We start from the raw sequence: 22,764 nt of genomic DNA, 5'->3' as shown, positions 1-22,764 counted from the left end.
GCGCGCGGCGCAGCCCGGGCCTCACGCTCCGCGCTGCTGCGTCGCGATCGCCCGCCATAACGCGGACATCCGCTCCGCATCCTGCATGAAGCCCACATTGAACCGGAACCACGGCGAGACGGCTCCGGGCTCGGGCAGGAATATGGCCCCGGGCGTCAGCGCGAAGCCGCGTTCCAACAGAGCACGGGTGCATGCCGCCGCGTCCTCCACGCCAGGCAGCTTGACCCAGAGAAAGAGCGAATGTTCGGGCGTGCAGAACACGGTCGCGCCATGCTTGCCAAACTGCCTGAGCGCATCCTTCACGGCGCGCCGGGTCCGCTGTTGCAGGTCCAGCACGTGCTTGTGGAATCGTCCTTCAGTGATCACCGCATGAACCGTGCGCTCGGCGAACGGGGAGCTGTTGAGCGACAGCACGGTCTTGACCGACACCAGTTCCCTGACATGCCGCGGCGCACAGGCCAGGAAGCCGACGCGCACCACGCTGGACAGCGACTTGGAAAAACTCCCCACATATATCGTGTTTTCCAACTGGTCCAGCGAGGCCAGGCGCGCGCAATGCCCCGGCTTGTAGTCCGCCAGCGCATCATCGTCGACGATCGTCAGCCCCGCCGAAGCCGCCAGCGCCAGCAGCTCGCGCGCTGTTTCCGCAGAAATGTCGCTGCCCGTCGGGTTATGGCCCACGGACTGCGTGAAGAACAGCTTGGCCCGGCTGGCCCGCAGCGCCCGCTTAAGAAAAACCAGATCGGGCCCTAGCGGCGTTCGGGGCACCCCAATGATTCTTGCGCCTTGCAGGCTGAGCTTGTTGAAGGTGGGATAGAAGCCGGGCGCGTCGACCAGCACGGTGTCTCCCGGCCGGACCATGTGGCGGATCAGGATATCGACCGCCTGGTAGGCGCCCTGGGTGAGGATGATCTGGTCCGAACGCGCCTCGATGCCATAGGCGCCGAGCTTTTGCGAAATGCTCTGGCGCAACGGCAGATAGCCGTAGGGGTCGCCGTAGCGGAACACGCTGCCCAGCCCGCTGCGCCCGATCTTGTGCATGTAGCGGTCGAGCCGGCAGTTCTCCAGCCAGGCCGAGGGCGGCAGGCCCTCGCCCACCGAATGGCCGCCTCCAGCCAGATGGAACGCCGACCGGTCTATGCCGATGCCCGCCAGCGCGTGATCCAGGGCCGGCGCCCAGCGCTCCGCCGAAACCGGCGCCTGCGGCACGCCCACCACGTAGAACCCCGAACCATGGCGAGGCTCCACATAGCCATCCGCCACCAGCAGTTCATAGGCCTGCACCACCGTGTTCTTGGCGACCCCCTTGATCTGCGAGTAGTGCCGCAGCGAGGGCAGCTTGGCGCCTGGGGCCAGATCACCCTGCCGTATCTGCAGCTTGATCTGGTTGGCGATCTGCTCGGAAAGAAGGTCCGGCGGGAAACGAGTGGCCATGGCGGATATCCAACTGTAGCGGCCAACTGTACCACTGGCTTTGCGGTACAGCGGCCTACGATGCAGGCACAACGAATCGATACCCACGGAGACCGCGCAATGCCTCACCCCAACGACCACTCGTTCAACGGCGTCATCGGCAAGACCTACCGCGATTCGACGCCGGACTGGCCGCGCAAGCCAGCAGCTCCCGAACAGGCGCCAAACGTCCTCTTCCTGGTGCTCGACGACGTAGGCTTCTCCGACCTGGGCTGCTACGGCTCCGAGATCCACACCCCGAACATGGACCGGCTGGCTGCGGGCGGGCTGCGCTATACCAACTTCCATGTCACCGCCATGTGTTCGCCCACCCGGGCCTGCCTCATGACCGGGCGCAACGCGCATTCGGTCGGCGTGGGCATCATTTCGGAATGGGCCAACGGCTATCCCTCTTATCAAGGGCGGATCACCCGCCAGGCCGCCACCTTGCCGGAGATCCTGGGCGACTATGCCTATGGCTGCTACGCCACCGGCAAATGGCATCTGACCAATCTCGCCGATTACGGTGCATCGGGGCCGCACGGCGACTGGCCGCTGGGCCGCGGGTTCTCCCGCTGGTACGGCTTTCATGGCGCCCTGATCGACCAATGGAATCCCGAGCTCTACGAGGACAACCACCCCATTCATATCGCGCCGCAACCGGGATACCACCTGTCATCCGACCTGGTCGACAAGACCATCTCGCAGATCCGCGATCACGTGACCTCGTCCGACAACCGGCCATTTTTCAGCTACCTGGCTTTTGGCGCCTGCCACTGGCCGCACCAGGTTCCCGCCGACTACATCCAGAAGTACAAGGGCCGTTACGACCAGGGTTGGGACGCCGTGCGCGCCGAACGTTTCGCCCGGCAAAAGGCCACTGGCGTGGTTCCGCAGAATGCGGAGATGGCTCCCCGCAATCCCGGCATAGGCGCATGGGAAGATCTGTCGGAAGACATGCGGCGCCTGGGCTGCCGTCTGCAGGAAACCTACGCGGCGTTCCTGGACCATACCGATGCCGAGATCGGCCGCCTGGTGGATTATCTGCGGTCCATCGGACAGCTGGACAACACGCTGATCGTGCTGCTGTCGGATAACGGCGCCAGCGCCGAGGGCGGCCCCACGGGCGCGATCAATATGCGCAAGCACATGACCCACGAACAGGAAACCGTGGCCTCCGCCCTGCCCCATATCGACCTGATTGGCAGCGAGCATTCATTCAGCCATTACCCGATGGGATGGGCGCAGGTTTCCAACACTCCGCTCAAGTGGTTCAAGAAGGACACCCATGGCGGCGGCGTGCGCGCCCCGCTGATCATGCACTGGCCGGAACGCATCAAGCAGGCCGGCGGGCTGCGCACCCAGTTTCATCATGTGATCGACGTCGTCCCGACGGTGCTCGACTGCCTGGGCGTGGAGCCGCCATCCGTCCATCAGGGCTACAAGCAGCTGCCGCTGCATGGCGTGAGCATGCGCTACAGCTTTGCCGAGCCCGATGCCCCCACCGCCAAGACCACCCAGTATTTCGAACTGCTGGGCGACCGCGCCATCTGGGATCGCGGCTGGAAAGCCGTGGCGCGCCACGTCAAGGGCCAGGACTACGACACCGAGGACCGCTGGGAACTCTACAAGCTGGACGACGATTTCACCGAAACGCGCGATCTGGCCCAGTCCCATCCCGACAAGCTGCGGGAACTGCTGGACCTGTGGTGGCAGCAGGCGGACGAGTTCGGCGTGCTGCCGCTGGACGACCGCGAGGCCGAGCGCGCCCGCGACTTCCTGGGCACGCAAACCCGCACGCACTACGAATTCCAGCCGGACATGGCGCGCATCGACCGCTTCATGGTTCCGGAAATCAGCGACCGCAGCTACTGCATCACGGCGGAATTGGCGGACCTGTCGAGCGCCACCGAAGGCGTGGTCTTTTCCTGGGGCAGCAGATTCGCCGGCTTTGCCTTGTACGCCCTGGGCGGTGAACTGGTCTACGAGTACATCTATACGGAAACCGTCGCCCATCGCCTGGCGGTCCCGCTGCCGCAAGGCACCGCCACCGTCACGCTGCAATTCACGCGCACTGGCCAGAATGCCGGACGCATCGCGCTACGCGTCAACGGCGAACTGATGGGAGAACTTGAGCTGCCGAAAACCTGGTGGACCTACAGCACCACCGCCGGTCTGACCTGCGGGTTGGCGGGCGTGCCGCTGACCGAGGCCTACCGTCCCCCTTTCCACTTCAATGCCGCCATACTGCGCCTGGCCGTGGACCTGGAAAACGACGGCGGCGACAGCGCCGACGGCAAGCTCTGGACCGTATTCAAACAACAATAGCCCCGCCACACGGAGACAAACCATGAAAGGCATACCACTGGGAAAAACGCTGCTGGGCCTGGCGCTGTCCATCCTCGCCGCTGGCGCCACGGCGGCGCCGCCGGATTACCCCTCCAAACCGATCAGACTGCTGGTGGGGTATCCGCCGGGAGGCACGACGGACCTGCTGGCGCGCGCGCTGGGACAGCAATTGATGCAGGCGCTGAAACAGCCGGTCGCGGTCGAAAACAAGCCCGGCGCGGGCGGCGGGCTGGGAGCGAACCAGGTTGCCCGCGCCGAGCCTGACGGCTATACGCTGGGCGTGGGCAGCGCGGGCAACCTGGCGCTGAATTACGCCACCTACGCCAATATCCCCTATGACTCGCAGAAGGACCTGACCGCGCTGAGCCTGGTGGCCAGCGTGCCGAACGTGCTGGTGGTCAATCCCGCCACGCCGGCCAAGACCGTGCCGGAACTGATCGCCTACTTGAAAAACAAGAAGGGCGGCGGCTTTTTCGCCTCCACCGGCACGGGTAACGGCCCGCATCTCACGGGCGAACTGTTCAAGGCGCGCACCAGCCTCAACCTGACCCACGTGCCCTACCAGGGAGGCGCGCCGGCCATCACCGCGCTGCTCGGCGGCGAGGTCGACCTGCTGTTCGACAACCTGCCGTCTGCGCTGCCGTTCATCCAATCTGGAAAATTGCGCGCCCTGGCCGTCACCAGCGCCCACCGCGCGGCCATCCTGCCCGACGTGCAAACCATGCAGGAGGCCGGCATCGACAATTTTCAGGTCGATGCCTGGTTCGCCTTGTTCGGACCGGCCGCCATGGACCCGGCGGCGGTCGCGGAAATCGGCGCGGCCATCCGCGGCATGTCTGGAAACACGGCCTTTCTGGACGCGCTGAAGAATATGGGCACGGTACCGGAGCTCACCGATGGCGCGGCGCTGTCCAAGCTCATAGCCATGGAACGCCAACGCTGGCCGGCCCTGGTCAAGCAAGCCGGCATCAAGCGCGAATAGCGTGCCCGCCGGGAGCCTAGCGCCAGGTTTCCGGCTCGACGCTGACCTCGCCCTTGTCGGCCGAGAAATACACCACGCCGTCCGAAATGTTGGCGTTCAGACGCATGGTGCGCTCGGCCAGCTGGGCCAGGGCGCGGGTCTGGTCGGACGGCAGGTTCACGATCTTGAGGTTGCGCGTGCGTTCCAGCTTGTTCTTCACGCCGTCCCACCAGATCTTGCTGGCGGAACCGCCATAGCAATAGACGATGACTTCGTCGGCGCGGCCGCAGGCGCGCAGGATGCGGCGCTCTTCGGGCTGGCCGACTTCGATCCAGAGCTTGACCGCGCCGGTCAGGTCCTTGACCCACAGGTCGGGCTCGTCGGTGTCGCTCAGCCCCTTGGTGAAGGCCAGTTCCTCCTGCGCGTGCAGGGCGTAGGCGACCAGCCGCACCATCATGCGCTCGTCGGTTTCCGAGGGATGGCGGGCGACCGTCAGCGAGTGGCTGCCGTAGTAGTGGCGGTCGGTGTCGGCGACGTTGAGCTCGGCCTTGTAGATGGTGGCGCGCAGGGCCATGGCGTAAATCCGGTGAATGTAGCGAATTGCTGAAGGCCGCCATGATAACGCCTGCGGCGCTGCGGCACGGCGACGGACGGCCGCGGACGCCGGTCCGGCGGCACTACACTGGCCAGCTCCGCCTTGCCACGCCCGCTACCGGACCCCGCCCATGACCGCCACCGCCGCCCTGCTCGCCTTTACCCTGGCCGCCGCCATCCTGACCGTCACGCCCGGCATGGATACCGCCCTGGTGCTGCGCACCGCCGCCGTCGAGGGCGGCCGCCGCGCGCTCATGGCTGGCCTGGGTATCGCCGCCGGATGCCTGGCCTGGGGCGTGGTGGCGGCATTCGGCCTGGGATCGCTGCTGCTGGTATCGACCCTGGCCTACGACGCGCTGCGCATCTGCGCCGCGCTGTACCTGTTCTATCTGGGGGTGAAGCTGCTGTGGGGCGCCCGGCGAGGCAAGCAAGCCACCCCCGATTCCGCGCCGCCCGCCCCCGCCGCGGCGGCCAGCGCCGGCGGCTGGTTCATGCGCGGCTGCCTGACCAATGCCCTCAATCCGAAGATCGGGATCTTCTACATCACCTTCCTGCCGCAGTTCATCCCCGCGGGCGCGGACGTGCTGCGCTTCAGCCTGCTGCTGGCAGGCATACACGCGATGCTGGGGATAGTATGGTTTGGCGTGCTGGTGGCGGCGACGCGCCCGCTGGCGCGCTGGCTGTCGCGGCCGGCCGTGATGCGCGGGCTGGACCGCATGACGGGCGCGGTCTTCATCGCCTTCGGCCTGAAGCTGGCGCTGGAAAAGCGCTAGTTTCGGCTCCCCCTGCACGCAGCGGGGGGGATGCCGCCGGCTGCCAGCCGGCGGCCTTCTGCCTCAATAGACCCCGATCGAATGGCGGGCCACGAAGTGGCCTTCGCCCACGGCGACCAGGGGCTCGACCAGCGGATCGTCGCCCAGCTTGCGCATCGGGCTGGGGATCTCGTCGACCAGCAGCGAGCGCTCGCGGTGGCGGCGCTGCGGGTCGGCGATGGGCACCGCCGCCATCAGCTTCTTGGTGTAGGGATGCTGCGGGTTCTCGAAGATGGCCCGGCGCGGGCCGATCTCGACGATCTGGCCCAGATACATCACCGCCACCCGGTGGCTGACGCGCTCGACCACCGCCATGTCATGCGAGATGAACAGGAACGACACGCCCAGTTCACGCTGCAGGTCCAGCAACAGATTGACGATCTGCGCCTGGATCGACACGTCCAGCGCCGACACGGATTCGTCGGCGATCACCACCTTGGGGTTCAGCGCCAGGGCGCGCGCAATGCAGATGCGCTGGCGCTGGCCGCCCGAGAACTCGTGCGGATAGCGGTCGATCATTTCCGGCAACAGGCCGCACTTGTCCATCAGCCAGCGCACCCGGTCCTGCGCCGCCTTGCCGCGCGCCACGCCGTGGATCAGCAGCGGCTCCATGATGGAGTAGCCCACCGTCATGCGCGGATCCAGCGAGGCGAACGGATCCTGGAAGATGAACTGGATGTGCTGGCGCAGGGTCTGCATGGCGCTGCCGCGCAGCGCGCCGATGTTCTTGCCGTCGAATTCGATGCTGCCGGCCTTGCTCTTGACCAGCTGCAGCAGCGAACGGCCGGTGGTGGTCTTGCCGCAGCCGGACTCGCCCACCAGCGACAGCGTCTCGCCCGGATACAGGTCGAAACTGACCTTCTCAACCGCGTGCACGCGCTTCTGCACCCGGCCCAGGATGCCGCCGGTGATGTCGAAGCTGGTGGTCAGGTCGCGCACCTTCAGCACCGGGCCGTTTTCGCGGCGCACGGTGGACGCGGCCGCGACGGGCGCGGCGGCTTGCGGTCGCGCCGTGGCGTCGTCCACGCGCAGCAGCGGGAACGGCGCGGGCTCGTCCGTGCCCTGCATGGCGCCCAGCCGCGGCACCGCCGACAGCAGCGCGCGCGTGTAGGCGTGCTGCGGACGGGCGAAGACCTCGTCCGAGCTGCCCTCTTCCACCTTGTCGCCGCGATACATGACCAGCACGCGGTCGGCCACTTCCGCCACCACGCCCATGTCGTGCGTGATGAAGATCACGCCCATGTCCATTTCTTCCTGCAACTGGCGAATCAGCTGCAGGATCTGGGCCTGGATGGTCACGTCCAGGGCCGTGGTCGGCTCGTCGGCGATCAGCAGCTGGGGCTTGCACGACAGCGCCATGGCGATCATGACGCGCTGGCGCATGCCGCCCGATAGCTGGTGCGGATAGCGGTCCAGGATGGCGCGGGCCTCGGGGATGCGCACCCGCTCCAGCATGCGCAGCGTCTCGGCGCGGGCCGCGGCGGCGTCCAGCCCCTGGTGCAGCTGCAGGGCTTCGGCAATCTGGTTGCCGGCCGTGAAGCTGGGGTTCAGGGACGTCATGGGCTCCTGGAAGATCATGGCCACGTCCGCGCCGCGCACGCGCTGCAGCGTGCTGTCGGGCGCGTTGAGCAGGTCCAGCACTTCGCCGCTGCGCCGGCGCAGCAGCATGCCGCCATTGACGATACGGCCGCCGCCATACTCGACCAGGCGCATCAGCGCCAGCGAGGTCACCGACTTGCCCGAGCCGGATTCGCCGACGATGGCCAGGGTTTCGCCGCGGTCGACGTGGAAGGAGACTTTGCGCACCGCTTCCACGGTGCGCTCGGGAGTCTTGAAGCGCACGGTCAGGTCGTTGACCTGGACGACGCGCTTGGGGTCCATTGTTGTTGCCATGGTGATTACTTTTCCTGACGCGGATCGAGCGCGTCGCGCAGGCCGTCGCCCAGCAGATTGAAGCCCAGCACCACCAGGAAAATGGCCGATCCGGGGAAGATGGACATCCAGGGCGCCTGGGTCATGAAGTTCTTGGCGGTGTTCAGCATCGAACCCCAGGACGGATTCGGCGGTTGCAGCCCCAGGCCCAGGAACGACAGGCTGGCCTCGGCGATGATGGCGGTAGCGATGGTGATGGTGGCCTGCACGATCAAGGGCGGCATCACATTGGGGAATACGTGCCGGCCGATGATGCGCAGGTCGGACGCGCCCAGGGCACGCGCGCTCTGCACGTAGTCCTCGTTCTTGACCGCCAGCACCTGTCCGCGCGTGAGGCGGATGAACTTGGGCGCGGCCGAGACGCCGATGGCGATCATGGCGTTGGTCAGGCTGGGTCCAAGGAACGCGGCCAGCGCGATGGCCAGGATCAGGAAGGGAATCGCCAGCAGCGCTTCGGTGGCGCGGGAGATGATGCTGTCGGTCCAGCCGCCGAAGTAGCCGGCGGCCAGGCCGAAGGGCACGCCCACCGCCAGCGCGATCAGGACCGACACCAGGCCCGCCATCAGCGAGGCGCGGGCGCCATAGACCATGCGGCTGAAGATGTCGCGGCCCAGCTCGTCCGTGCCCAGCCAGTAGGACGCCGAGGGCGCCTTGCGGATGGTGGTGAAGCTGGTCTGGAAGGGATCGTGGCTGGCGATCAGCGGCGCCAGGATGGCGATCACGACAAAGAACAGCACGATCCCCAGGCCCAGCATGGCGATGTGGTTGCGCTTGAATTTGCCCCAGGCGCGGTTGCGGCTGCGGGGCGGCGTGACGGCTGCGGCCGTTGCAGGAATTGCGCTCATGAGTGCCTCAGGCGGGGATTGACCAGGATGTACAGGATGTCGGCCAGCAGGTTCATGATGATGAAACCCACCGCCACGCAGAGCACCACGCCCTGCACCACCGCGTAGTCGCGCGTAAAGACCGCGTCGACCACCAGCTTGCCGAAGCCCGGAATCGTGAAGACCTGCTCGGTCAGCACGGCGCCGGCCAGCAGTTCGCCGAACAGCAGCGTCACCAGCGTGACGATCGGCATGAGCGCATTGCGCAGGGCGTGGCGCAGCACCACGCTGCGCGGCGACACGCCCTTGGCGCGCGCGGTACGCACATAGTCGGCCGACAGGGCTTCCAGCATGGCCGAACGGGTATGGCGCATGAGGTAGGCCGCGATGGCCGTGGACAGCACCAGGGACGGCATCAGCATGGTCTTGATCGACAGCCAGAAGTCCTCGGACGGCGACACGTAGCCCGAGGCCGGCAGCAGTTTCCACTGCACCGACACCACCATGATGAGGATGATGCCGAGCCAGAAGTTGGGGATGGACATGCCCGACAGCGCGGCGATGTTGGCGCCCATTTCGATGGGCTTGCCCTTGCGCACCGCGGCGACGATCCCCATGGGAATGCCGATCAGCAGCGCGAAGAACATGGCCATGGCGGCCAGTTGCAGCGTGACCGGCAGCTTCTGGCCGATCAGCGTGGTGACGGGAACGTCGGTGCGCAGCGATTTGCCCAGGTCGCCTTGCAGGACCTGTCCGGCCCAGGCGGCGTACTGCACGGGCAGCGGATCGTTGAGGCGGTACTTGTCGCGCAAGTAGTCCAGGACGGCCGGATCGCGTTCTTCGCCGGCCAGTGTCAGCACCGGGTCGCCGGGCAGGATTTTCTGCAGCATGAAGACGATCATCGACACCAGTATCAGTGTCGGTATCGCGACGAGCACGCGGCGCAAGATGAGTTTAAGCATATGAGAAACCGTAAGACAGGAACGGCGGACGGGGCGCGGAAGATAAACCGCGGCGCCCTGCCGCCGCAAACGACAACCGGACGCGCGAGGCGCGTCCGGCTGGCGCGGCGCTTGACTACCGCGCCGCGATCACTTCTGCGCGAACGTCACGCCTTTCAGGCGGATCATGCCGTCAGGATAAGGCGTGAAGCCCTTGACCTTCTTGGCCATGGCGAAGGGCCAGGGCTGATAGTAGTTATACACCCCGGGCAATTCGTCCTGGATGATGGCCTGGGCCTGGTCGTAGATGGCCTTGCGCTTGGCTTCGTCGGGCACGGTGCGGGCCTCGTTCAGCAGCTTGTCCACTTCCGGGTTGCAGTAGTGGCCGTCGTTCAGCGCGCCCTTGCAGGTGACGAAGGCGTGGATGTTGCCGTCCGGATCGACCCGGCCCGACCAGCCCAGCATCACGACCTGGAAGTTGCCGCCGGCCGATTCCTTCTGCAGGGCCGCGTACTCGGTCGGGCGCAGCGACAGGTCGAAGCCCGCCTCGGACGCCATGGCCTGCACGATCTCGGCGATCGAGGACGTGGTGGTGTTGTTGCCGAACATGACCTCGGCCTTCACGCGGTCGAAGCCCGCCTGCTTGAGCAGCGCCTTGGCCTTGGCGACGTCGCGCTTGGTCGGCGGGAACTTGTCGCTGTGGTAGGGGCTGGCGGGCGGGAACGGCTGCTGCGCCGGATCGAAGATGCCGCCGCCGGCCACTTCGCTGATGGCGTTGCGGTCGATGGCGTACTGGAACGCCTGGCGCACCAGCTTGTTCTTGAACGGATTGTCCTCGGCGCGCTTGCCGTTGGCGACGTTGAACATGAACTGCTGGAAGCCCAGGCCGGCCACCGGCGCGAAAGTCAGGCTGGCGTCGCTCTTGACCTGCGGCACGTCGGAGGGATTCAGTCGTTCCAGCATGTCCAGGTCGCCCGCGCGCAGGTTGGACAGGCGCACGGTGGTGTCCGGGATCGGCAGGAAGGTCACGCGCTTGAAGGCGAAATCCTTGGCGTCGTAGTACTGGTCGAATTTTTCCAGCACGATGCGGTCGTTCTGGATGCGTTCGACGAACTTGTAGGGACCGGAGCACACCGGCTTGCGGCCCACGGCGGCGACGTCGTCGGTGAAGGTCTTGGGCGACAGCATCATGCCGGCGCGGTCGGACAGTTGCGCCAGCAAGGTGGCGTCGGGCTTTTTCAGCGTCAGCACCAGCGTCGCGGCATCAGGCGCGTCGACCTTTTCGACCGAGGCCAGTTCGCCCTTGCGCAGGCTGTCCGGCAAGGACATGGCCCGTTCCAGGTTGGCCTTGGCCGCGGCGGCGTCGAACTTGGAGCCGTCATGGAACAGCGCGTCTTCGCGCAGCTTGAAGGTCAGCACCTTGTTGTCGGGACTGAACGACCACGAGGTGGCCAGCTGCGGCACGAAGTGCAGCTTGGGATCGATGTCGATCAGCTTGTCGCACAGCGAGGTGAAGACGATGCGGCCCACGTACGTGCGCGCCCGGTGCGGGTCCAGCACGTCCGGATCTTCCTGCAGGCCGATCCGGATGTTCTGGGCGGAAGCCGCGCCCGCGGCCAGCGCCAGCAGGCTGGCGCCGAAGGTCAAGGTCAAGCGTTTCATTATTTAAATTCCCCTTGTGGCTGCGCTATTGCGTATTAGAAGCCGACCGCCTGACCATCGCGCCGGCTGTCGCTGGCGGCGACGTAGCCAAGCTCGTTGTCGTTTTCGGACATGCGCCAGATGAACTGGCCCGCGCCGAAATCCATGTACGGATCGTCGACCGACTTCAAAGCATGCCCGAGGTCTTTCAGGCCCGCAATGGTGGAAGCCTTCATATTGGTCTCGATGTCCAGCGTGAAATCGCGGTTGACCTTCCAGCGCGGCGCGCAGCAGGCGGCCTGCGGATTCTGGTGATAGTCCAGCATGCGCACCACGGTCTGCATGTGGCCTTGCGGCTGCATGTCGCCGCCCATCACGCCAAAGCTCATGACCGGCTTGCCGCCGCGGGTCAGGAAGCCCGGGATGATGGTGTGGAAGGGACGCTTGCCGCCTTCGACCACGTTGGCCGACTTCGGATCCATCGAGAAGCCCACGCCGCGGTTCTGCATGCTGATGCCGGTGCCCGGCACCACCACGCCCGAGCCGAAGCCCATGTAGTTGGACTGGATGAACGAGATCATCATGCCGTTTTCATCGGCGGCGGTCAGGTAGATGGTGCCGCCGGCGTGCGGACGGCCCGCCTCGAAATGGGTGGCGCGGTCCAGGCGGATCAGCTTGGCGCGGCTGTCCAGGTAGGCGTCGGACAGCATCTGCTCCGGCGTCACCTGCATGGAACGCGGATCCGCCACGTACTTGTACAGGTCGGCGAAAGCCAGCTTCATGGCTTCGATCTGGATGTGCTGCGACTGCACCGAGTCCACCGGGATGTCGGCCATGTCGAAGCGTTCGACGATGCCCAGCGCGATCAGCGCGGCAATGCCCTGCCCGTTCGGCGGGATCTCGTGCAGCTCGTAGCCGCGATAGGACTTGGAGATGGGCTTGACCCATTCCGGGCGGTAGTTGCGCAGGTCTTCCAGGGTCATGGCGCCGCCGCATTCCTGGCTGAAAGCGGCGATGCGCTCGGCCAGTTCGCCTTCATAGAAGTCGCGGCCCTTGGAGGCGGCGATGCGGCGCAGCGTATTGGCGGCGTCCGGGAAACGGAAGTGTTCGCCGACCTTGGGCGCGCGGCCTTCGGGCAGGAAGGCCTGGGCGTAGCCCGGCTGCGATTTCAGCTCCTCGGCCGCGGCGGCCCACTTGTGCGCCACCACCGGCGGCACGGCGTAGCCGCGCTCGGCGATTTCGATGGCGGGTTCGAACAGTTGCTCGAACGGCAGCTTGCCCAGCTTTTCATGCAGCGCCGCCCAGCCGGCCACCACGCCCGGCACCGTCACGGCGTCCCAGCCGCGCTTGGGCTGGATCGCCAGGCCGTTGGCGCCCACGCCGTGCTTGCGCTTGAAGTATTCGGTGCTCCAGGCCGCCGGTGCCACGCCCGAGGAGTTCAGGCCGTGCAATTCCTTGCCGTCCCAGACGATGGCGAAACAGTCGCCGCCCAGGCCGCAGGACACGGGTTCGACCAGGACGATGGTGGCGGCCGCGGCGATGGCGGCGTCCACGGCATTGCCGCCCTTGAGCAGCATGCGCAACCCTGCCTGCGCCGCCAGCGGATGCGACGTGGACACCACATTGCGGGCGAACAGCGGAATGCGGACGGAAGGATACGGGTTGCCCCAGTCGAAGGATTTCATGTGGCTAGTCTCATAACGGGTAAGCGGCCGAAGTTACTCCCGTGGTTTAATTAAATCAATTTGAAATTTTGTTCCGTCATAAAAGAGATTTTTGTGAGTACCATCCGCTTTCTGCGCACTTTCCTGGCGGTCGCACACCACGGTTCCTTTTCGGAAGCGGCCGAGCAAGTGGCGCTGACGCAGGCCGCCGTCAGCTTCCAGATGCGCTCCCTGGAAGCGGAACTGGGCCGCGAACTCTTCGACCGCAGCGGCCGGCTCGCCATCCTGAACGCCGCCGGCCGGGAATTACTCCCTGAAATCAAGCACTTGCTGGACCTCTACGACCGCATGCGGCTGCCGCGCACCGTACCTGGCGAGCTGGCCGGGTCGGTCGCCGTGGGCAGCATCGTGTCCTGCATGGGCACCCTGTCCAAGGTCGTATCGGGCATGAAGAAGCAGCACCCCAAGCTGGACGTGCGCATCCTGTCGGGCAAGGCCAGCGAGCTGGCGGGCAAGGTCGAGGACGGCGAGCTGGACGCGGCCTTCCTGGTGGAGGCCGGGCGCAAGATGGCCAGCACGCGCTGGACCGCGCTATATGAAGAGCAACTGGTGGTGATCGCGCCGCGCTCGGCGCCGGGCGAAGACGCGCGCCAGGTGCTGGCGCAGAACCCCTTCCTGCGCTTTGACCGCACCCAGCGCACCGGCCTGCAGATAGACCGGCTGCTGCGCCGCCTGGCGGTGCCGCTGAATGAATTCCTGGAACTCAACGCGATCGAGACCCTGGTCGAACTGGTGCGCCAGGAAGTCGGCGTGACCCTGCTGCCGCTGATCAACGGCTCCAACTGGCAGCACAGTCCGGAACTGCGGATTCTCACCCTGCCGCAGGACCTGGGACCGATGGCGCGCGCCATCGGCATGCTGGAGCGGCGCGAGCATGCGCGCCAGGGCATCACGGCGGCGATCTGCGAGGCGTGCGCCCAGGCGTTCCAGGCGCGCGAACCGCAGACCGCCGCCTGAGGCTTACAGCCCCATCGCCGGATCCGTCACCGACGAACGGCCGGTTTCCACGCGGCCGGCGTAGCGGCGCAGATAGGCCGGATCCTCGGCCAGGCGCACGGTGAAGTCGTACCAGCCCTGGCTGCCTTCCAGCGCCCAGTGCTGTTCGACCTGGCCGCCCGCGGGCACGGTGAACTTCCAGCGCTCGTGGTTGGCGTAATAGGCATTGGGCGCGACTTCGAAGGTGCAGGGATTCTGGCCGCCGTTGATGAAGCTGACGTAGACATCGCCCTTGGCGATTTCATAGCAGACCCGGATTTCCGCCGCCAGCGCCGACGTGCGGGCCAAGGCCAGGTCGCCCGCGAAATGGCGGTGGTAGCCGTTGGGGCCCAGCACCCAGAGGTCGTACTTGCCGCCGTCGGCCGCCGCGTCCCAGCTGCCTTCGAGCTGCTTGTCCGGCTCCACCGTGTAGCGGCGCGGCAGGCGGTCCAGGTGCAGGCGGTCATAGACATGGAACACCGCCGCCTGCTTGCCCGTATTGGAGAACACCAGGCGCATGGCGCCCGTGTCGGGCTGGGCGCGGCCGCTGGTGTGCAGTTCGTAGGGCAAGGCGCGGGAATAGCGCACGCCCTGCTCCTGCACCGGCTTGGCCTGGGTGCTGGGGTCGGGCAGCGGCACGGCCTGCAGCGCTTCCTGCGCGCTGCGCTCACTGTCGGAACCCGCGCGGGTCAGCAGATTCAGGTCGGGCAGCTTTTCGTTATTGGGCGTGGCGAAGTTGAAGGCCGAGGTCAGGTCGCCCAGCACCGCGCGGCGCCAGGGGCTGATGTTGTCCTCGGCCACGCCGAAGCGGGCTTCCAGGAAGCGCAGCACCGAGGTGTGGTCGAAGGCCTGGGAATTGACCCAGCCGCCACGGCTCCAGGGCGACACCACGTACATGGGGACGCGCGGGCCGGGGCCATAGACGCGGTCGTCGGCGGCATCCTGGGCCGAGGCGTGGGTGTGACGCTCCAGGTCGGTGTTGACGGTGGAGGCGCCGGCCATCGAGCCGTCCGGATTCAGCGAGGGCGCGGCGGGCGGCGGCACGTGATCGAAATAGCCGTCGTTCTCGTCGAAGTTGATGAGCAGCACGGTCTTGCTCCAGACCTCGGGATTGGCCGTCAGCGCGTCCAGCGCTTCCTGGATGTACCAGGCGCCCTGGATCGGGCTGGACGGACCGGGGTGCTCGGAATACGTGGCGGGCGCCACGATCCACGACACCTGCGGCAGCGTGCCGTTGAGGGCGTCCTCGCGCAGCGCCTTCAGGAAGCCGCCGTCGGGCATGGTGTTGGCCGTGCCCTTGTAGAGCGGGTTGGCGGCGTCCATGGACGGGGTCCAGGCCGGGTACGGCGCGCCGTTGGCGCTGTTGCCGGCCAGCTCGTTGGCGCGGCGGTACTGCTTGAAGCCGGCCAGCGAGTTGTCGCCGAAGTTCTCCGGCAGGTTCTGGTAAACCTTCCAGGTGACGCCCGCTTCCTGCAGGCGTTCGGGATAGGTCTTCCAGGTCCAGCCGGTGGACGAGGCGCCCAGGCTGTCCCACTGGTTGCGGGTCGAAGGGCCGTTGCCCAGGGACAGCGGGTCGTTGGTGCCGGTCCACAGGAACAGGCGGTTGGTGTTGGTGCCGCCGTGGGTCGAGCAATGGTAGGCATCGCACAGCGTGAAGGCTTCGGCCAGCGCGAACTGGAACTCCACTTCCTTCTTCTTGTAGTAGCCCATGGACTGGTTCTGCTTGTAGCGCGGCCAGTGGTCCATGCGGCCGCCGTCCCAGGCCATCTGCGCGTCCATGTAGTCGTGCGGCGTGCCGGCCACGCGCTGGGCGTTGCCCTGCGTGCTGTCCAGGTGATACGGCATGACAACGCGCGTGCCGTTGCTCTGCTCCCAGACCGAGCGCTTTTCAGGCAGCGGGATGGTGATGCGGTCGCCGAAGCCGCGCACGCCCTTGAACGTGCCGAAGTACATGTCGAAGGAGCGGTTTTCCTGCATCAGGATGACCACGTGCTCGACGTCGTTGATGGTGCCGGTGCGGTTGTTGGCGGGGATGGCCAGCGCGCGGCGGATCGCCGGCGGAAACATCGACAGCGCGGTCAAGCCTGCGGTCGAGGCGGCCGCGTTGCGCAAGAAACGGCGCTTGCCGGCGTGGACCTGGTCTTTATCGAACGTCACGGATTCTATTCCTATGGATCGGGTGGACGCGCGGCTCAAGGCGCGCAACGCAATTCGGGTTTGACGGGCTCGGGCTTCGGCGTCTCGGGTTGGCCGGTGCCGGGGTCTTTGCCGCCGTCGCTGTCGCCGTCATCGCCGCCGCAGGCAGCCAGCGTGGCGCTCAGCATCAGCACCGCGCCCAGGCGCAGGAAACCGCGCAAGATCATGGACATGCTCATTTTTTTATCCTCGATACATCAGGGAAACAGTTCGGAAACGGACTTGCCGGAGAGGGCGAGCGACTTCACTTCAGCTTCGGTGAGCGCGCGCGACCAGTACGCCAGGTCGTCGAAGTACATCGTGTAGGGACCCTTGGTGCCGGCGCAGCAGACGCCATAGGTGCCGCGTCCGTCCTCATTCAGGCCCAGGTGCGGACCGTAGACGCCGGCGATCTTGGTCAGGTCGACCGAGCCCGTGCCGATGGTGCGCTGGGAGAAGCCCAGTTCGCTGTCGTAGACGGACGCCGTCAGGGTCTTGGCCGTCTTGTTCACGGTCATCGCGACGTAGACCGGCTTGTTCGGGGTGAACTTGACGTTGTTGATGTCGACCCGCGAGCCGCCGCCAGCCAGGTTGAAATACAGCACCGGACCGGCCCACTGCGCGATGGTGATGCCGGGGTTGCCGCCGGAGTTGTAGTCCTTGTTGCCCAGGATGGAACGGTCATTGGCGGTGCCATCGGACTGATACCAGAAGCCGATGGTGAAGGCCTGGGCCGCGTCCAGCATGCCGGCTGGATAGTCCAGCTTGAAGCCGCCCAGGGCCGCCGCGCTGCGGTCGTTCTTGAACATCTTGCCGAACACGCCTGCATCCGCGTAGGCCGGCGCCTGCGTGCCGTCGAACGGCGTGATGGCTCCGCCGCCGGCGGCGAGGTCGGTCATGTTGCCTTCGAACGGGAACAGCATCGTCAGGCCGGTGCGCAGCGAAGCCAGCAGCGGCAGCGGCTTGGTGTAGGCCACGGTGGTGCGCGCCGCGCTGACCGCGTTGCCGACCGCCACGCTGTAGTTCAAGGTGTGCACGCCCTCGGTCTCGAACTTGAAACCCTTGTCGACGTACTCGGCGGCCGTGCCAGGCACGCGCGCGATCTCCACGCCGTCGCGGCTGACCACGATGTCGCCGGCGGGTTCGCCCACGCGCACCCAGCTCAGCGTCACGCTCTTGTTGTCGGTGGAGGTGCGGGCCGCGGTGTGGCGCAACGCCAGCTTGCCGGCAAGCGACGTGCCCGCCATGTCGTACTTGGCGGCGGCCGGCAGCGCCTTCAGATGGTCCAGCACCGTCGGCGTCACATCGGCCGCGCTGGGCAGCGCGTACCAGTTGTTGTCCCACAGGCCGTCAAACGATGCATCGTCGGCGCTGCCGCCCAGCAGCGCAGGCTGGTTGGCGGCCAACAGGATGGTCTTGTTCGAGGACATGGGACGGCCGTCGCTGGCGCCGGTCTTGCCCAGGCCGTGGCTGGAAGCCACGATCACCAGCCACTTCTCGCCCGGATGCTCCGCCTTGCGGTCGGCGATCTGCTTGGCCAGCGCGCCGATGGCGGCGTCTGCCTGGCGGATCGCGCTGTCATAGGCCGAGCCGAAGCCGTTCTCCGAGGCCACGCGTTCCGGCGCGCCGAACTGCGCCACCACCACGTCATAGCCTTCGGTAATGCGGTCGCGCGCCTGGGCGGCGACGCAATCGTCCGCGCCTGCACAGTCGGTCAGCGACTGCAGATAGCCCGCGTCGCGTTGACCGGCGATCAACCCGGCCAGCACCGTCGAATTGAAGGCGGCGGCGCTGCGCGCTTCGGGACGCGCCTGCTTGACGCGCTGGAACAGGGTCGGCGATTGCAGCGTTTCGCCCTGCACGCTGTAGCTCACGCCATGCTGGTCGGCCCATTGCCCGGTCAGCAACGTCGCCCAGCCCGGCGCCAGCAGCGTCGGCTGCTGCGTGGGCGCGTCCGTCACGCCGCCGGTCCAGGCGCGCGTGGCATTGAACTGCGCGATGTTGGGCAGGAACTTGTCGGCCACGCCGCGGCGCATCGCGTCGTAGGTCAGGCCGTCGACGCCGATGAACAGCACCTTGTCGGCGGGCGTGGGGTCCGGCTGGGTCACCGGCGGCTGGGTCGGCGGCGCTTCGGTGTCGTCGTCATCGTCGCTGCCTCCGCAGCCCGCCAGGGCGCTGGTCGCCAGCAGGGCCGCGCACCATCTTCTCCAATTCAATGCTTGCATGCTTCTCTTCTCTAGTCATGAACAGGGTTTTATGCAGGGCTACATGATGGCCAGCCAAGGTGAAAGCCCCGTGAAGCAAAGAAGAGAAACCTTGATCGACGGATCAGGATTCTTTTGCGCGCGATCCGCAAAAAAAACGGCTTCCCGAAGGAAGCCGCGGCACAGCCGGAGGCAGGCTGGCGCCTGCCGCAAGCCTAGGCGCCGATCTTGACGCCGGTCAGATAACCCACCGACGCGCCAAAGCCGTCCTTGTAGTTGGCCTTGACCAGGGGTTCCAGCGTGGGCCGCACCACCGAGTGCACGCTGCCCCAATCGGCCGCGTGCTGGAAGTTGCTGGTGATGTAGGTCCAGCCGTTGATCTCGTCCACGGCCTGCAGGCCGGTGGATTCCGCGGCCACCGGGCAGGACAGCAGGCGCGACAACTGCCTGGTGTCGACGTTGTAGGCCCACAGGAAGTTGTTGACGTGGCCGCCGCTGTCCTCGCCCACGAAGAGCGTGCGCAGCTTCTCCGAGAACTTGAGGTTGTCGGGGTTGGAGATCTTGTCGGCGGCGTGGGTATTGCCCAGCGCATCGCGCGCGGCCAGCACTTCGCCCACCAGTTCCGGCACCGCGGCCATGTCCACCGGCACCCAGGCGCTGTCGATGGCCTTCCCGTCGGTGTCGACCTGGCCTTCCTTCATGTGCAGCTGGTAGACCGCGCCCGCCGCCGGGCCTTCGACCTTGAAGCCGGGCGACAAGCCGTCGGTCATCGAGCTGTCCACGCGCGACATCGCGCTGTAGGCGATCTTGTCCTTGGCGTTGACGGTGGTGCCCTCCATCTTGGAGAAGGCCAGCGTGCCGCCCACCATGGCGGCGTAGCGGTGGGTTTCCAGAAAGGCCGCGGCCACGTTGCGCCCGGGCTGCAGCTTGACCCAGTTGTCCTTGCCGGAATAGCGGATCTTGGTGAAGGCGGCATCCAGCGGGTCGGCGGTGCGCACGTCCATGATGTCGGCGGCGCTCAGCTGGTCGGCCAGCGCCTGCACTTCGGCGCTGGTCGCGTGGCCCAGCTTGATCCAGGTCAGCGTGCCGGCGCCGGGACCGGTGCCCGAGGTCTGGTTCCATTTGGCGACATACAGCGTGCCGGCCGACAGATCGGCCTTGCGGTCGGCCACGAACATGAACAGGCCGCCGTTGGTGGCGTCGTCGCCCATCAGCGCGGTGCGCTGGTCCGGCATGACCTGCACCAGCTCGTGCGAAATGCGGCCCATGCAATAGTGCTTCTTGATAGTGCCGGTGCCGTCCGGGTTGACGGTGACCTCGGGCATGTGGCCGTAGTGGTAGGGATTGGCCTTGGCCGGATCGCCGTAGAGATTCTGGCTGTAGGCCTGGAACGAGGACGACGCCTTGGCCGTGGTGGCGTCGGGCTCGTACTCTTCGCTGGACAGATGGGTGTTCCAGGGCGAGAGGCTCGCGCCACAGGTGATCCACAGGCCATGCACCGACGACGTGTCCACGGTGTGGTACTTCACCAGGCTGAGCTTGCCGGTGTTGGTGTCCTGCGACAGCGTCAGCACCGCGATCTGCGACGGCAGCAGGCCGTACATGTCCTTGCCGGCCTGGTCCATGGACTGGTACTCGAACTGCACCACCGCGTACAGCGCGTTGCCGGCCACGCCCGCCACCTTGGTCGGTTCCGACAAGGACAGCAGCGACATGCCGTCCGGACAGTTCGAGAAGAACTGCCGCGCCTTCGCGGGCACCGAATTGTCGACGATGGGCGCGCCGGCCAGGTTGTAGTAGCCGCCGGCGACCACGGTGCCGCCCTTGCCGTCCGGCACGGCGTCGCCCGTCATGAAGAAAGGCTCGTAGCCCAGCTCGACGCTGCGCTTGGAGCCGTCGCTGAACGTCAGCTCCAGCGCCGAGGCGACGGTGGTACGCGCCATCAGTTCAGGCTGGGACAGCGAGGGCGCGGCCATGGACCTGAAGGAGGCGGACTTGAAGGTGACCGGCGCGACGGGCGGCGTGCTGTCGTCATCGTCATCGCTGGAATTACAGCCGGCCAGCAGCGCGGTCAGGCTGACGCCGCCCAGCGGCAGCATCGGCGCGCCTCCCAGCATTTTGAGGAGTCGGCGGCGATTGGCTTGATTCAGGTCTTGCATGCGGGTTCCCTGTTGGAAAGGAGGTCTGCCCGGATGCGGCATCCGGACTTCAGCGCATGCTAGACATGGGGCATGTACGAACGATGACAGAAGGCCCCGCGCAACAGGAGCGATGGCAAATACCGCGGGGTATCGCAAGCCTGTCATGTAGCAACGCTATAGTCGGCCCGTCGCAACCCGCCCTGCCCGCCTGTTCCATGCCCTTCTCCCTGCGCCCGAACCTGCCCGCCGCGTTCCGCGTTCTTGCCGTGCTGGCCCTGGCCGCGGGCCTGGGCGTATGGGCGTCGATCCTGCTTGCGCCCAAGGCCGGCGCCTTGCCTGCGGCGGTATCGGCGGGAGCGCCGCGCGCCGCCGACAACACGCCCGTGGCGCTGTGGTTCGGCAAGGACGAAGCCATGCGCACGCAGATCACCGTGCTGGGCGTGATCGCCGCGGGCGCCGACGGCGCCGCCGTGCTCAGCGTCGACGGCGGCCCGCCGCTGGCCTGGCGCGCGGGCGGCGAAGTGGCCCCCGGCATCGTGCTGCGCGCAGTCGCCGCGGACGCGGTGATGGTGGAACAGGCCGGACGCTCAAGCCGCCTGCCAGCGCCGGCCGCCCTGCCCGCGCCCGCCGGCATATCGCGCGAAAAGTAGGCCGCGCCGCGCGCGGGCCCGGTCTTTGCGGATTTGGCAGCGGCGTGAGTATTGCTGTCATATTTCATGTCCACAATCCTCCGCTCCTACTGAAAGACCGGAGTCATCAAGTGCGTCAGTTACCGCGCGGGCTTGCCCGCCAGCAAGGTTTCACCCTCATCGAGATCATGGTGGTGATTGTGATCATGGGGATACTTGCGGCGTTGATCGTCCCCCGCGTGCTGGACCGTCCCGACCAGGCCCGCCAGGTCGCCGCGCGCCAGGACATCGCCGGCATCATGCAGGCGCTGAAGCTATACCGCCTGGACAATGGCCGCTACCCCAGCACCGCGCAGGGCTTGCGCGCGCTGGTGCAGAAACCCGAGGGCGCGAACAACTGGCGCGGCTACCTGGACAAGCTGCCCAACGATCCCTGGGGCCATCCCTATCAATACCTGAGCCCTGGCGTCAAAGGCGATATCGACGTGTTCTCGTTCGGCGCCGACAACAAGCCCGGCGGAGAAAGCGGCGATGCCGACATCGGCTCCTGGGAACTCTGAGCGCGGCTTCACGCTGGTCGAAGTCCTGGTGGTCCTGGTGATCGTGGCGATCGCGGCCAGCATGGTGAGCCTGTCCGTCGGCCGCGGCGACAACCGTCTGCGCGGCGACGCCCAGCGCCTGGCCGACGCCTTCACCGTGGCCCAGAGCGAGGCCCGCAGCGACGGCCGTCCCATCCGTTGGCTCGCCAATGGACAGGGCTGGTCGTTCGAACGCCAGGGGCGGCTGCCGGGCCCGAACGCCGAGGAAGACAGGCCGCTGCCGCCGGACCGGCTGGAACGCGACGAGGTGCTGCGCCCGCAATCCTGGTCGACGGCGTCGGTGGCGCTGCGGCTCGATCCGGACCGGCCGCTGGTGTTCAACACGGAATGGGTCGCCGCGCCCGTCACGCTGACGCTGAGCGCGGGCGATGCCCGCGTCACCTTGCGGCGCGACGCCGCGGGCCGCTATGAAATTCAATGAACCGCCCCGCCCGCCCGATCGGCAACGCGGGTTCACGCTGATCGAAGTGCTGGTGGCCCTGGCCATCATCGCCGTCGCCATGGGCGCCGCCCTGCGCGCGACCGGCGTCATGGCGGAGAACAACCGCGCCCTGCAGGACAAGACGCTGGCGCTGCTGGCCGCGCAGAACGCGCTGGCCCAGTTGCGGCTGGAACAGGCGCTGCCGCGCGCGGGCACGCGCAGCGCGCCCTGTCCGCAGGGCGGCCGGGCTTTGCAGTGCGAAATGGAGTTTACGAATTCGATGAACCGCAGCTTCCGCCAGGTGTCGATCAAGGTGCGCGACGCCGGCGCCTCGCAGGCGGACGCCGTGCTGCTGCAGCTGGACGGCCTCTTGTCCAGCCTGCGATAGCC

General features: G+C 66.8%; 19 protein-coding genes. 8 read left to right on the top strand and 11 right to left on the bottom strand.

All coding sequences use genetic code 11. The annotated features are described in order from the left end of the window. Window positions 1-21 precede the first annotated feature (21 nt). The gene (locus ACZ5YA_RS02725) at window positions 22-1,434 is read right to left on the bottom strand and encodes an aminotransferase-like domain-containing protein (protein WP_419343096.1); all 1,413 of its coding nucleotides are present in this window, start codon (window positions 1,432-1,434) and stop codon (window positions 22-24) included. Between the two features lie 99 nt (window positions 1,435-1,533). Here ACZ5YA_RS02725 and ACZ5YA_RS02720 point away from each other — a divergent pair, with 99 nt between their 5' ends. Continuing rightward, window positions 1,534-3,780, top strand: coding sequence for an arylsulfatase (locus tag ACZ5YA_RS02720; RefSeq protein WP_464091979.1), 2,247 nt, complete (start codon window positions 1,534-1,536; stop codon window positions 3,778-3,780). A 22-nt stretch (window positions 3,781-3,802) separates the two neighbouring features. Further along, window positions 3,803-4,783: a Bug family tripartite tricarboxylate transporter substrate binding protein gene (locus ACZ5YA_RS02715; protein ID WP_165867902.1), complete on the top strand. Its 981-nt coding sequence runs from the start codon at window positions 3,803-3,805 to the stop codon at window positions 4,781-4,783. A gap of 16 nt (window positions 4,784-4,799) precedes the next feature. Here the strand turns inward: ACZ5YA_RS02715 and ACZ5YA_RS02710 are convergent, their stop codons facing one another. Beyond that, the gene (locus ACZ5YA_RS02710; RefSeq protein WP_059374335.1) at window positions 4,800-5,336 is read right to left on the bottom strand and encodes a YaeQ family protein; all 537 of its coding nucleotides are present in this window, start codon (window positions 5,334-5,336) and stop codon (window positions 4,800-4,802) included. 151 nt (window positions 5,337-5,487) lie between these two features. Here ACZ5YA_RS02710 and ACZ5YA_RS02705 point away from each other — a divergent pair, with 151 nt between their 5' ends. Continuing rightward, complete coding sequence (locus ACZ5YA_RS02705) at window positions 5,488-6,129, top strand: LysE family translocator (RefSeq protein WP_464091978.1); 642 nt, start codon at window positions 5,488-5,490, stop codon at window positions 6,127-6,129. Window positions 6,130-6,192: 63 nt separating this feature from the next. On the opposite strand, the gene ACZ5YA_RS02700 is transcribed toward ACZ5YA_RS02705, so the two are convergent. From ACZ5YA_RS02700 to ggt, 5 genes are all read right to left on the bottom strand, one after another. Beyond that, entirely contained in the window at window positions 6,193-8,049 is a 1,857-nt protein-coding gene (locus tag ACZ5YA_RS02700; RefSeq protein ID WP_118933543.1) for a dipeptide ABC transporter ATP-binding protein, read from the bottom strand. A gap of 17 nt (window positions 8,050-8,066) precedes the next feature. Next, window positions 8,067-8,945 carry an ABC transporter permease gene (locus tag ACZ5YA_RS02695; RefSeq protein ID WP_054456608.1) on the bottom strand — a complete coding sequence of 293 codons (879 nt, stop codon included), beginning with the start codon at window positions 8,943-8,945 and terminating at the stop codon, window positions 8,067-8,069. Beyond that, window positions 8,942-9,886, bottom strand: a complete 945-nt coding sequence (locus ACZ5YA_RS02690) for an ABC transporter permease (RefSeq protein WP_059374332.1) — start codon at window positions 9,884-9,886, stop codon at window positions 8,942-8,944. The genes ACZ5YA_RS02695 and ACZ5YA_RS02690 overlap by 4 nt, the downstream gene beginning before the upstream one ends. Before the next feature lie 129 nt (window positions 9,887-10,015). Beyond that, window positions 10,016-11,527, bottom strand: a complete 1,512-nt coding sequence (locus tag ACZ5YA_RS02685) for an ABC transporter substrate-binding protein (RefSeq protein WP_464091977.1) — start codon at window positions 11,525-11,527, stop codon at window positions 10,016-10,018. A 35-nt stretch (window positions 11,528-11,562) separates the two neighbouring features. Beyond that, window positions 11,563-13,191, bottom strand: coding sequence for a gamma-glutamyltransferase (gene ggt / locus ACZ5YA_RS02680; RefSeq protein WP_059374330.1), 1,629 nt, complete (start codon window positions 13,189-13,191; stop codon window positions 11,563-11,565). A gap of 93 nt (window positions 13,192-13,284) precedes the next feature. Here ggt and ACZ5YA_RS02675 point away from each other — a divergent pair, with 93 nt between their 5' ends. Further along, the gene (locus ACZ5YA_RS02675; protein ID WP_118933542.1) at window positions 13,285-14,187 is read left to right on the top strand and encodes a LysR family transcriptional regulator; all 903 of its coding nucleotides are present in this window, start codon (window positions 13,285-13,287) and stop codon (window positions 14,185-14,187) included. Window positions 14,188-14,190: 3 nt separating this feature from the next. Here the strand turns inward: ACZ5YA_RS02675 and ACZ5YA_RS02670 are convergent, their stop codons facing one another. The 4 genes from ACZ5YA_RS02670 to ACZ5YA_RS02655 all read right to left on the bottom strand — a co-directional run bounded on the left by ACZ5YA_RS02670 (window position 14,191) and on the right by ACZ5YA_RS02655 (window position 20,743). Further along, window positions 14,191-16,362: a phosphocholine-specific phospholipase C gene (locus ACZ5YA_RS02670; RefSeq protein WP_251880582.1), complete on the bottom strand. Its 2,172-nt coding sequence runs from the start codon at window positions 16,360-16,362 to the stop codon at window positions 14,191-14,193. Window positions 16,363-16,397: 35 nt separating this feature from the next. Next, a complete protein-coding gene (locus ACZ5YA_RS02665) occupies window positions 16,398-16,580 on the bottom strand; it encodes a hypothetical protein (RefSeq protein ID WP_059374323.1) in 183 nt (60 codons plus the stop codon). 18 nt (window positions 16,581-16,598) lie between these two features. Then, window positions 16,599-18,605, bottom strand: coding sequence for an alkaline phosphatase family protein (locus tag ACZ5YA_RS02660; protein WP_464091976.1), 2,007 nt, complete (start codon window positions 18,603-18,605; stop codon window positions 16,599-16,601). Between the two features lie 194 nt (window positions 18,606-18,799). Further along, on the bottom strand, window positions 18,800-20,743 hold the full coding sequence (locus ACZ5YA_RS02655) for a PhoX family protein (protein WP_419343088.1): 1,944 nt from the start codon (window positions 20,741-20,743) through the stop codon (window positions 18,800-18,802). A 197-nt stretch (window positions 20,744-20,940) separates the two neighbouring features. Here ACZ5YA_RS02655 and ACZ5YA_RS02650 point away from each other — a divergent pair, with 197 nt between their 5' ends. The 4 genes from ACZ5YA_RS02650 to gspI all read left to right on the top strand — a co-directional run bounded on the left by ACZ5YA_RS02650 (window position 20,941) and on the right by gspI (window position 22,762). After that, the gene (locus ACZ5YA_RS02650; RefSeq protein ID WP_464091975.1) at window positions 20,941-21,375 is read left to right on the top strand and encodes a hypothetical protein; all 435 of its coding nucleotides are present in this window, start codon (window positions 20,941-20,943) and stop codon (window positions 21,373-21,375) included. A gap of 110 nt (window positions 21,376-21,485) precedes the next feature. Then, the gene (gene gspG / locus ACZ5YA_RS02645; RefSeq protein ID WP_059374320.1) at window positions 21,486-21,914 is read left to right on the top strand and encodes a type II secretion system major pseudopilin GspG; all 429 of its coding nucleotides are present in this window, start codon (window positions 21,486-21,488) and stop codon (window positions 21,912-21,914) included. Beyond that, complete coding sequence (gene gspH / locus ACZ5YA_RS02640; RefSeq protein WP_280016384.1) at window positions 21,886-22,374, top strand: type II secretion system minor pseudopilin GspH; 489 nt, start codon at window positions 21,886-21,888, stop codon at window positions 22,372-22,374. The genes gspG and gspH overlap by 29 nt, the downstream gene beginning before the upstream one ends. Next, window positions 22,361-22,762, top strand: a complete 402-nt coding sequence (gene gspI, locus ACZ5YA_RS02635; RefSeq protein WP_059374318.1) for a type II secretion system minor pseudopilin GspI — start codon at window positions 22,361-22,363, stop codon at window positions 22,760-22,762. The genes gspH and gspI overlap by 14 nt, the downstream gene beginning before the upstream one ends. Window positions 22,763-22,764: the final 2 nt, after the last annotated feature.

The sequence above is a fragment of the Achromobacter sp. JCM 18799 genome (assembly GCF_055395645.1).
The sequence above is the reverse complement of the archived record's forward strand: the minus strand, read 5'-3'. Positions and strand labels throughout refer to the sequence as shown.

What these genes read in the sequence shown, in the direction of transcription:
- ACZ5YA_RS02725 (WP_419343096.1), bottom strand. Translation starts at nt 1,434, where the DNA reads ATGGCCACTCGTTTCCCGCCGGACCTTCTTTCCGAGCAGATCGCCAAC.
- gspH (WP_280016384.1), top strand. Translation starts at nt 21,886, where the DNA reads ATGCCGACATCGGCTCCTGGGAACTCTGAGCGCGGCTTCACGCTGGTC.
- ggt (WP_059374330.1), bottom strand. Translation starts at nt 13,191, where the DNA reads ATGAAATCCTTCGACTGGGGCAACCCGTATCCTTCCGTCCGCATTCCG.
- ACZ5YA_RS02655 (WP_419343088.1), bottom strand. Translation starts at nt 20,743, where the DNA reads ATGCAAGACCTGAATCAAGCCAATCGCCGCCGACTCCTCAAAATGCTG.
- gspI (WP_059374318.1), top strand. Translation starts at nt 22,361, where the DNA reads ATGAAATTCAATGAACCGCCCCGCCCGCCCGATCGGCAACGCGGGTTC.
- ACZ5YA_RS02720 (WP_464091979.1), top strand. Translation starts at nt 1,534, where the DNA reads ATGCCTCACCCCAACGACCACTCGTTCAACGGCGTCATCGGCAAGACC.
- ACZ5YA_RS02695 (WP_054456608.1), bottom strand. Translation starts at nt 8,945, where the DNA reads ATGAGCGCAATTCCTGCAACGGCCGCAGCCGTCACGCCGCCCCGCAGC.
- ACZ5YA_RS02660 (WP_464091976.1), bottom strand. Translation starts at nt 18,605, where the DNA reads ATGCAAGCATTGAATTGGAGAAGATGGTGCGCGGCCCTGCTGGCGACC.
- ACZ5YA_RS02690 (WP_059374332.1), bottom strand. Translation starts at nt 9,886, where the DNA reads ATGCTTAAACTCATCTTGCGCCGCGTGCTCGTCGCGATACCGACACTG.
- ACZ5YA_RS02715 (WP_165867902.1), top strand. Translation starts at nt 3,803, where the DNA reads ATGAAAGGCATACCACTGGGAAAAACGCTGCTGGGCCTGGCGCTGTCC.
- ACZ5YA_RS02650 (WP_464091975.1), top strand. Translation starts at nt 20,941, where the DNA reads ATGCCCTTCTCCCTGCGCCCGAACCTGCCCGCCGCGTTCCGCGTTCTT.
- ACZ5YA_RS02710 (WP_059374335.1), bottom strand. Translation starts at nt 5,336, where the DNA reads ATGGCCCTGCGCGCCACCATCTACAAGGCCGAGCTCAACGTCGCCGAC.
- ACZ5YA_RS02685 (WP_464091977.1), bottom strand. Translation starts at nt 11,527, where the DNA reads ATGAAACGCTTGACCTTGACCTTCGGCGCCAGCCTGCTGGCGCTGGCC.
- ACZ5YA_RS02700 (WP_118933543.1), bottom strand. Translation starts at nt 8,049, where the DNA reads ATGGACCCCAAGCGCGTCGTCCAGGTCAACGACCTGACCGTGCGCTTC.
- ACZ5YA_RS02665 (WP_059374323.1), bottom strand. Translation starts at nt 16,580, where the DNA reads ATGAGCATGTCCATGATCTTGCGCGGTTTCCTGCGCCTGGGCGCGGTG.
- ACZ5YA_RS02705 (WP_464091978.1), top strand. Translation starts at nt 5,488, where the DNA reads ATGACCGCCACCGCCGCCCTGCTCGCCTTTACCCTGGCCGCCGCCATC.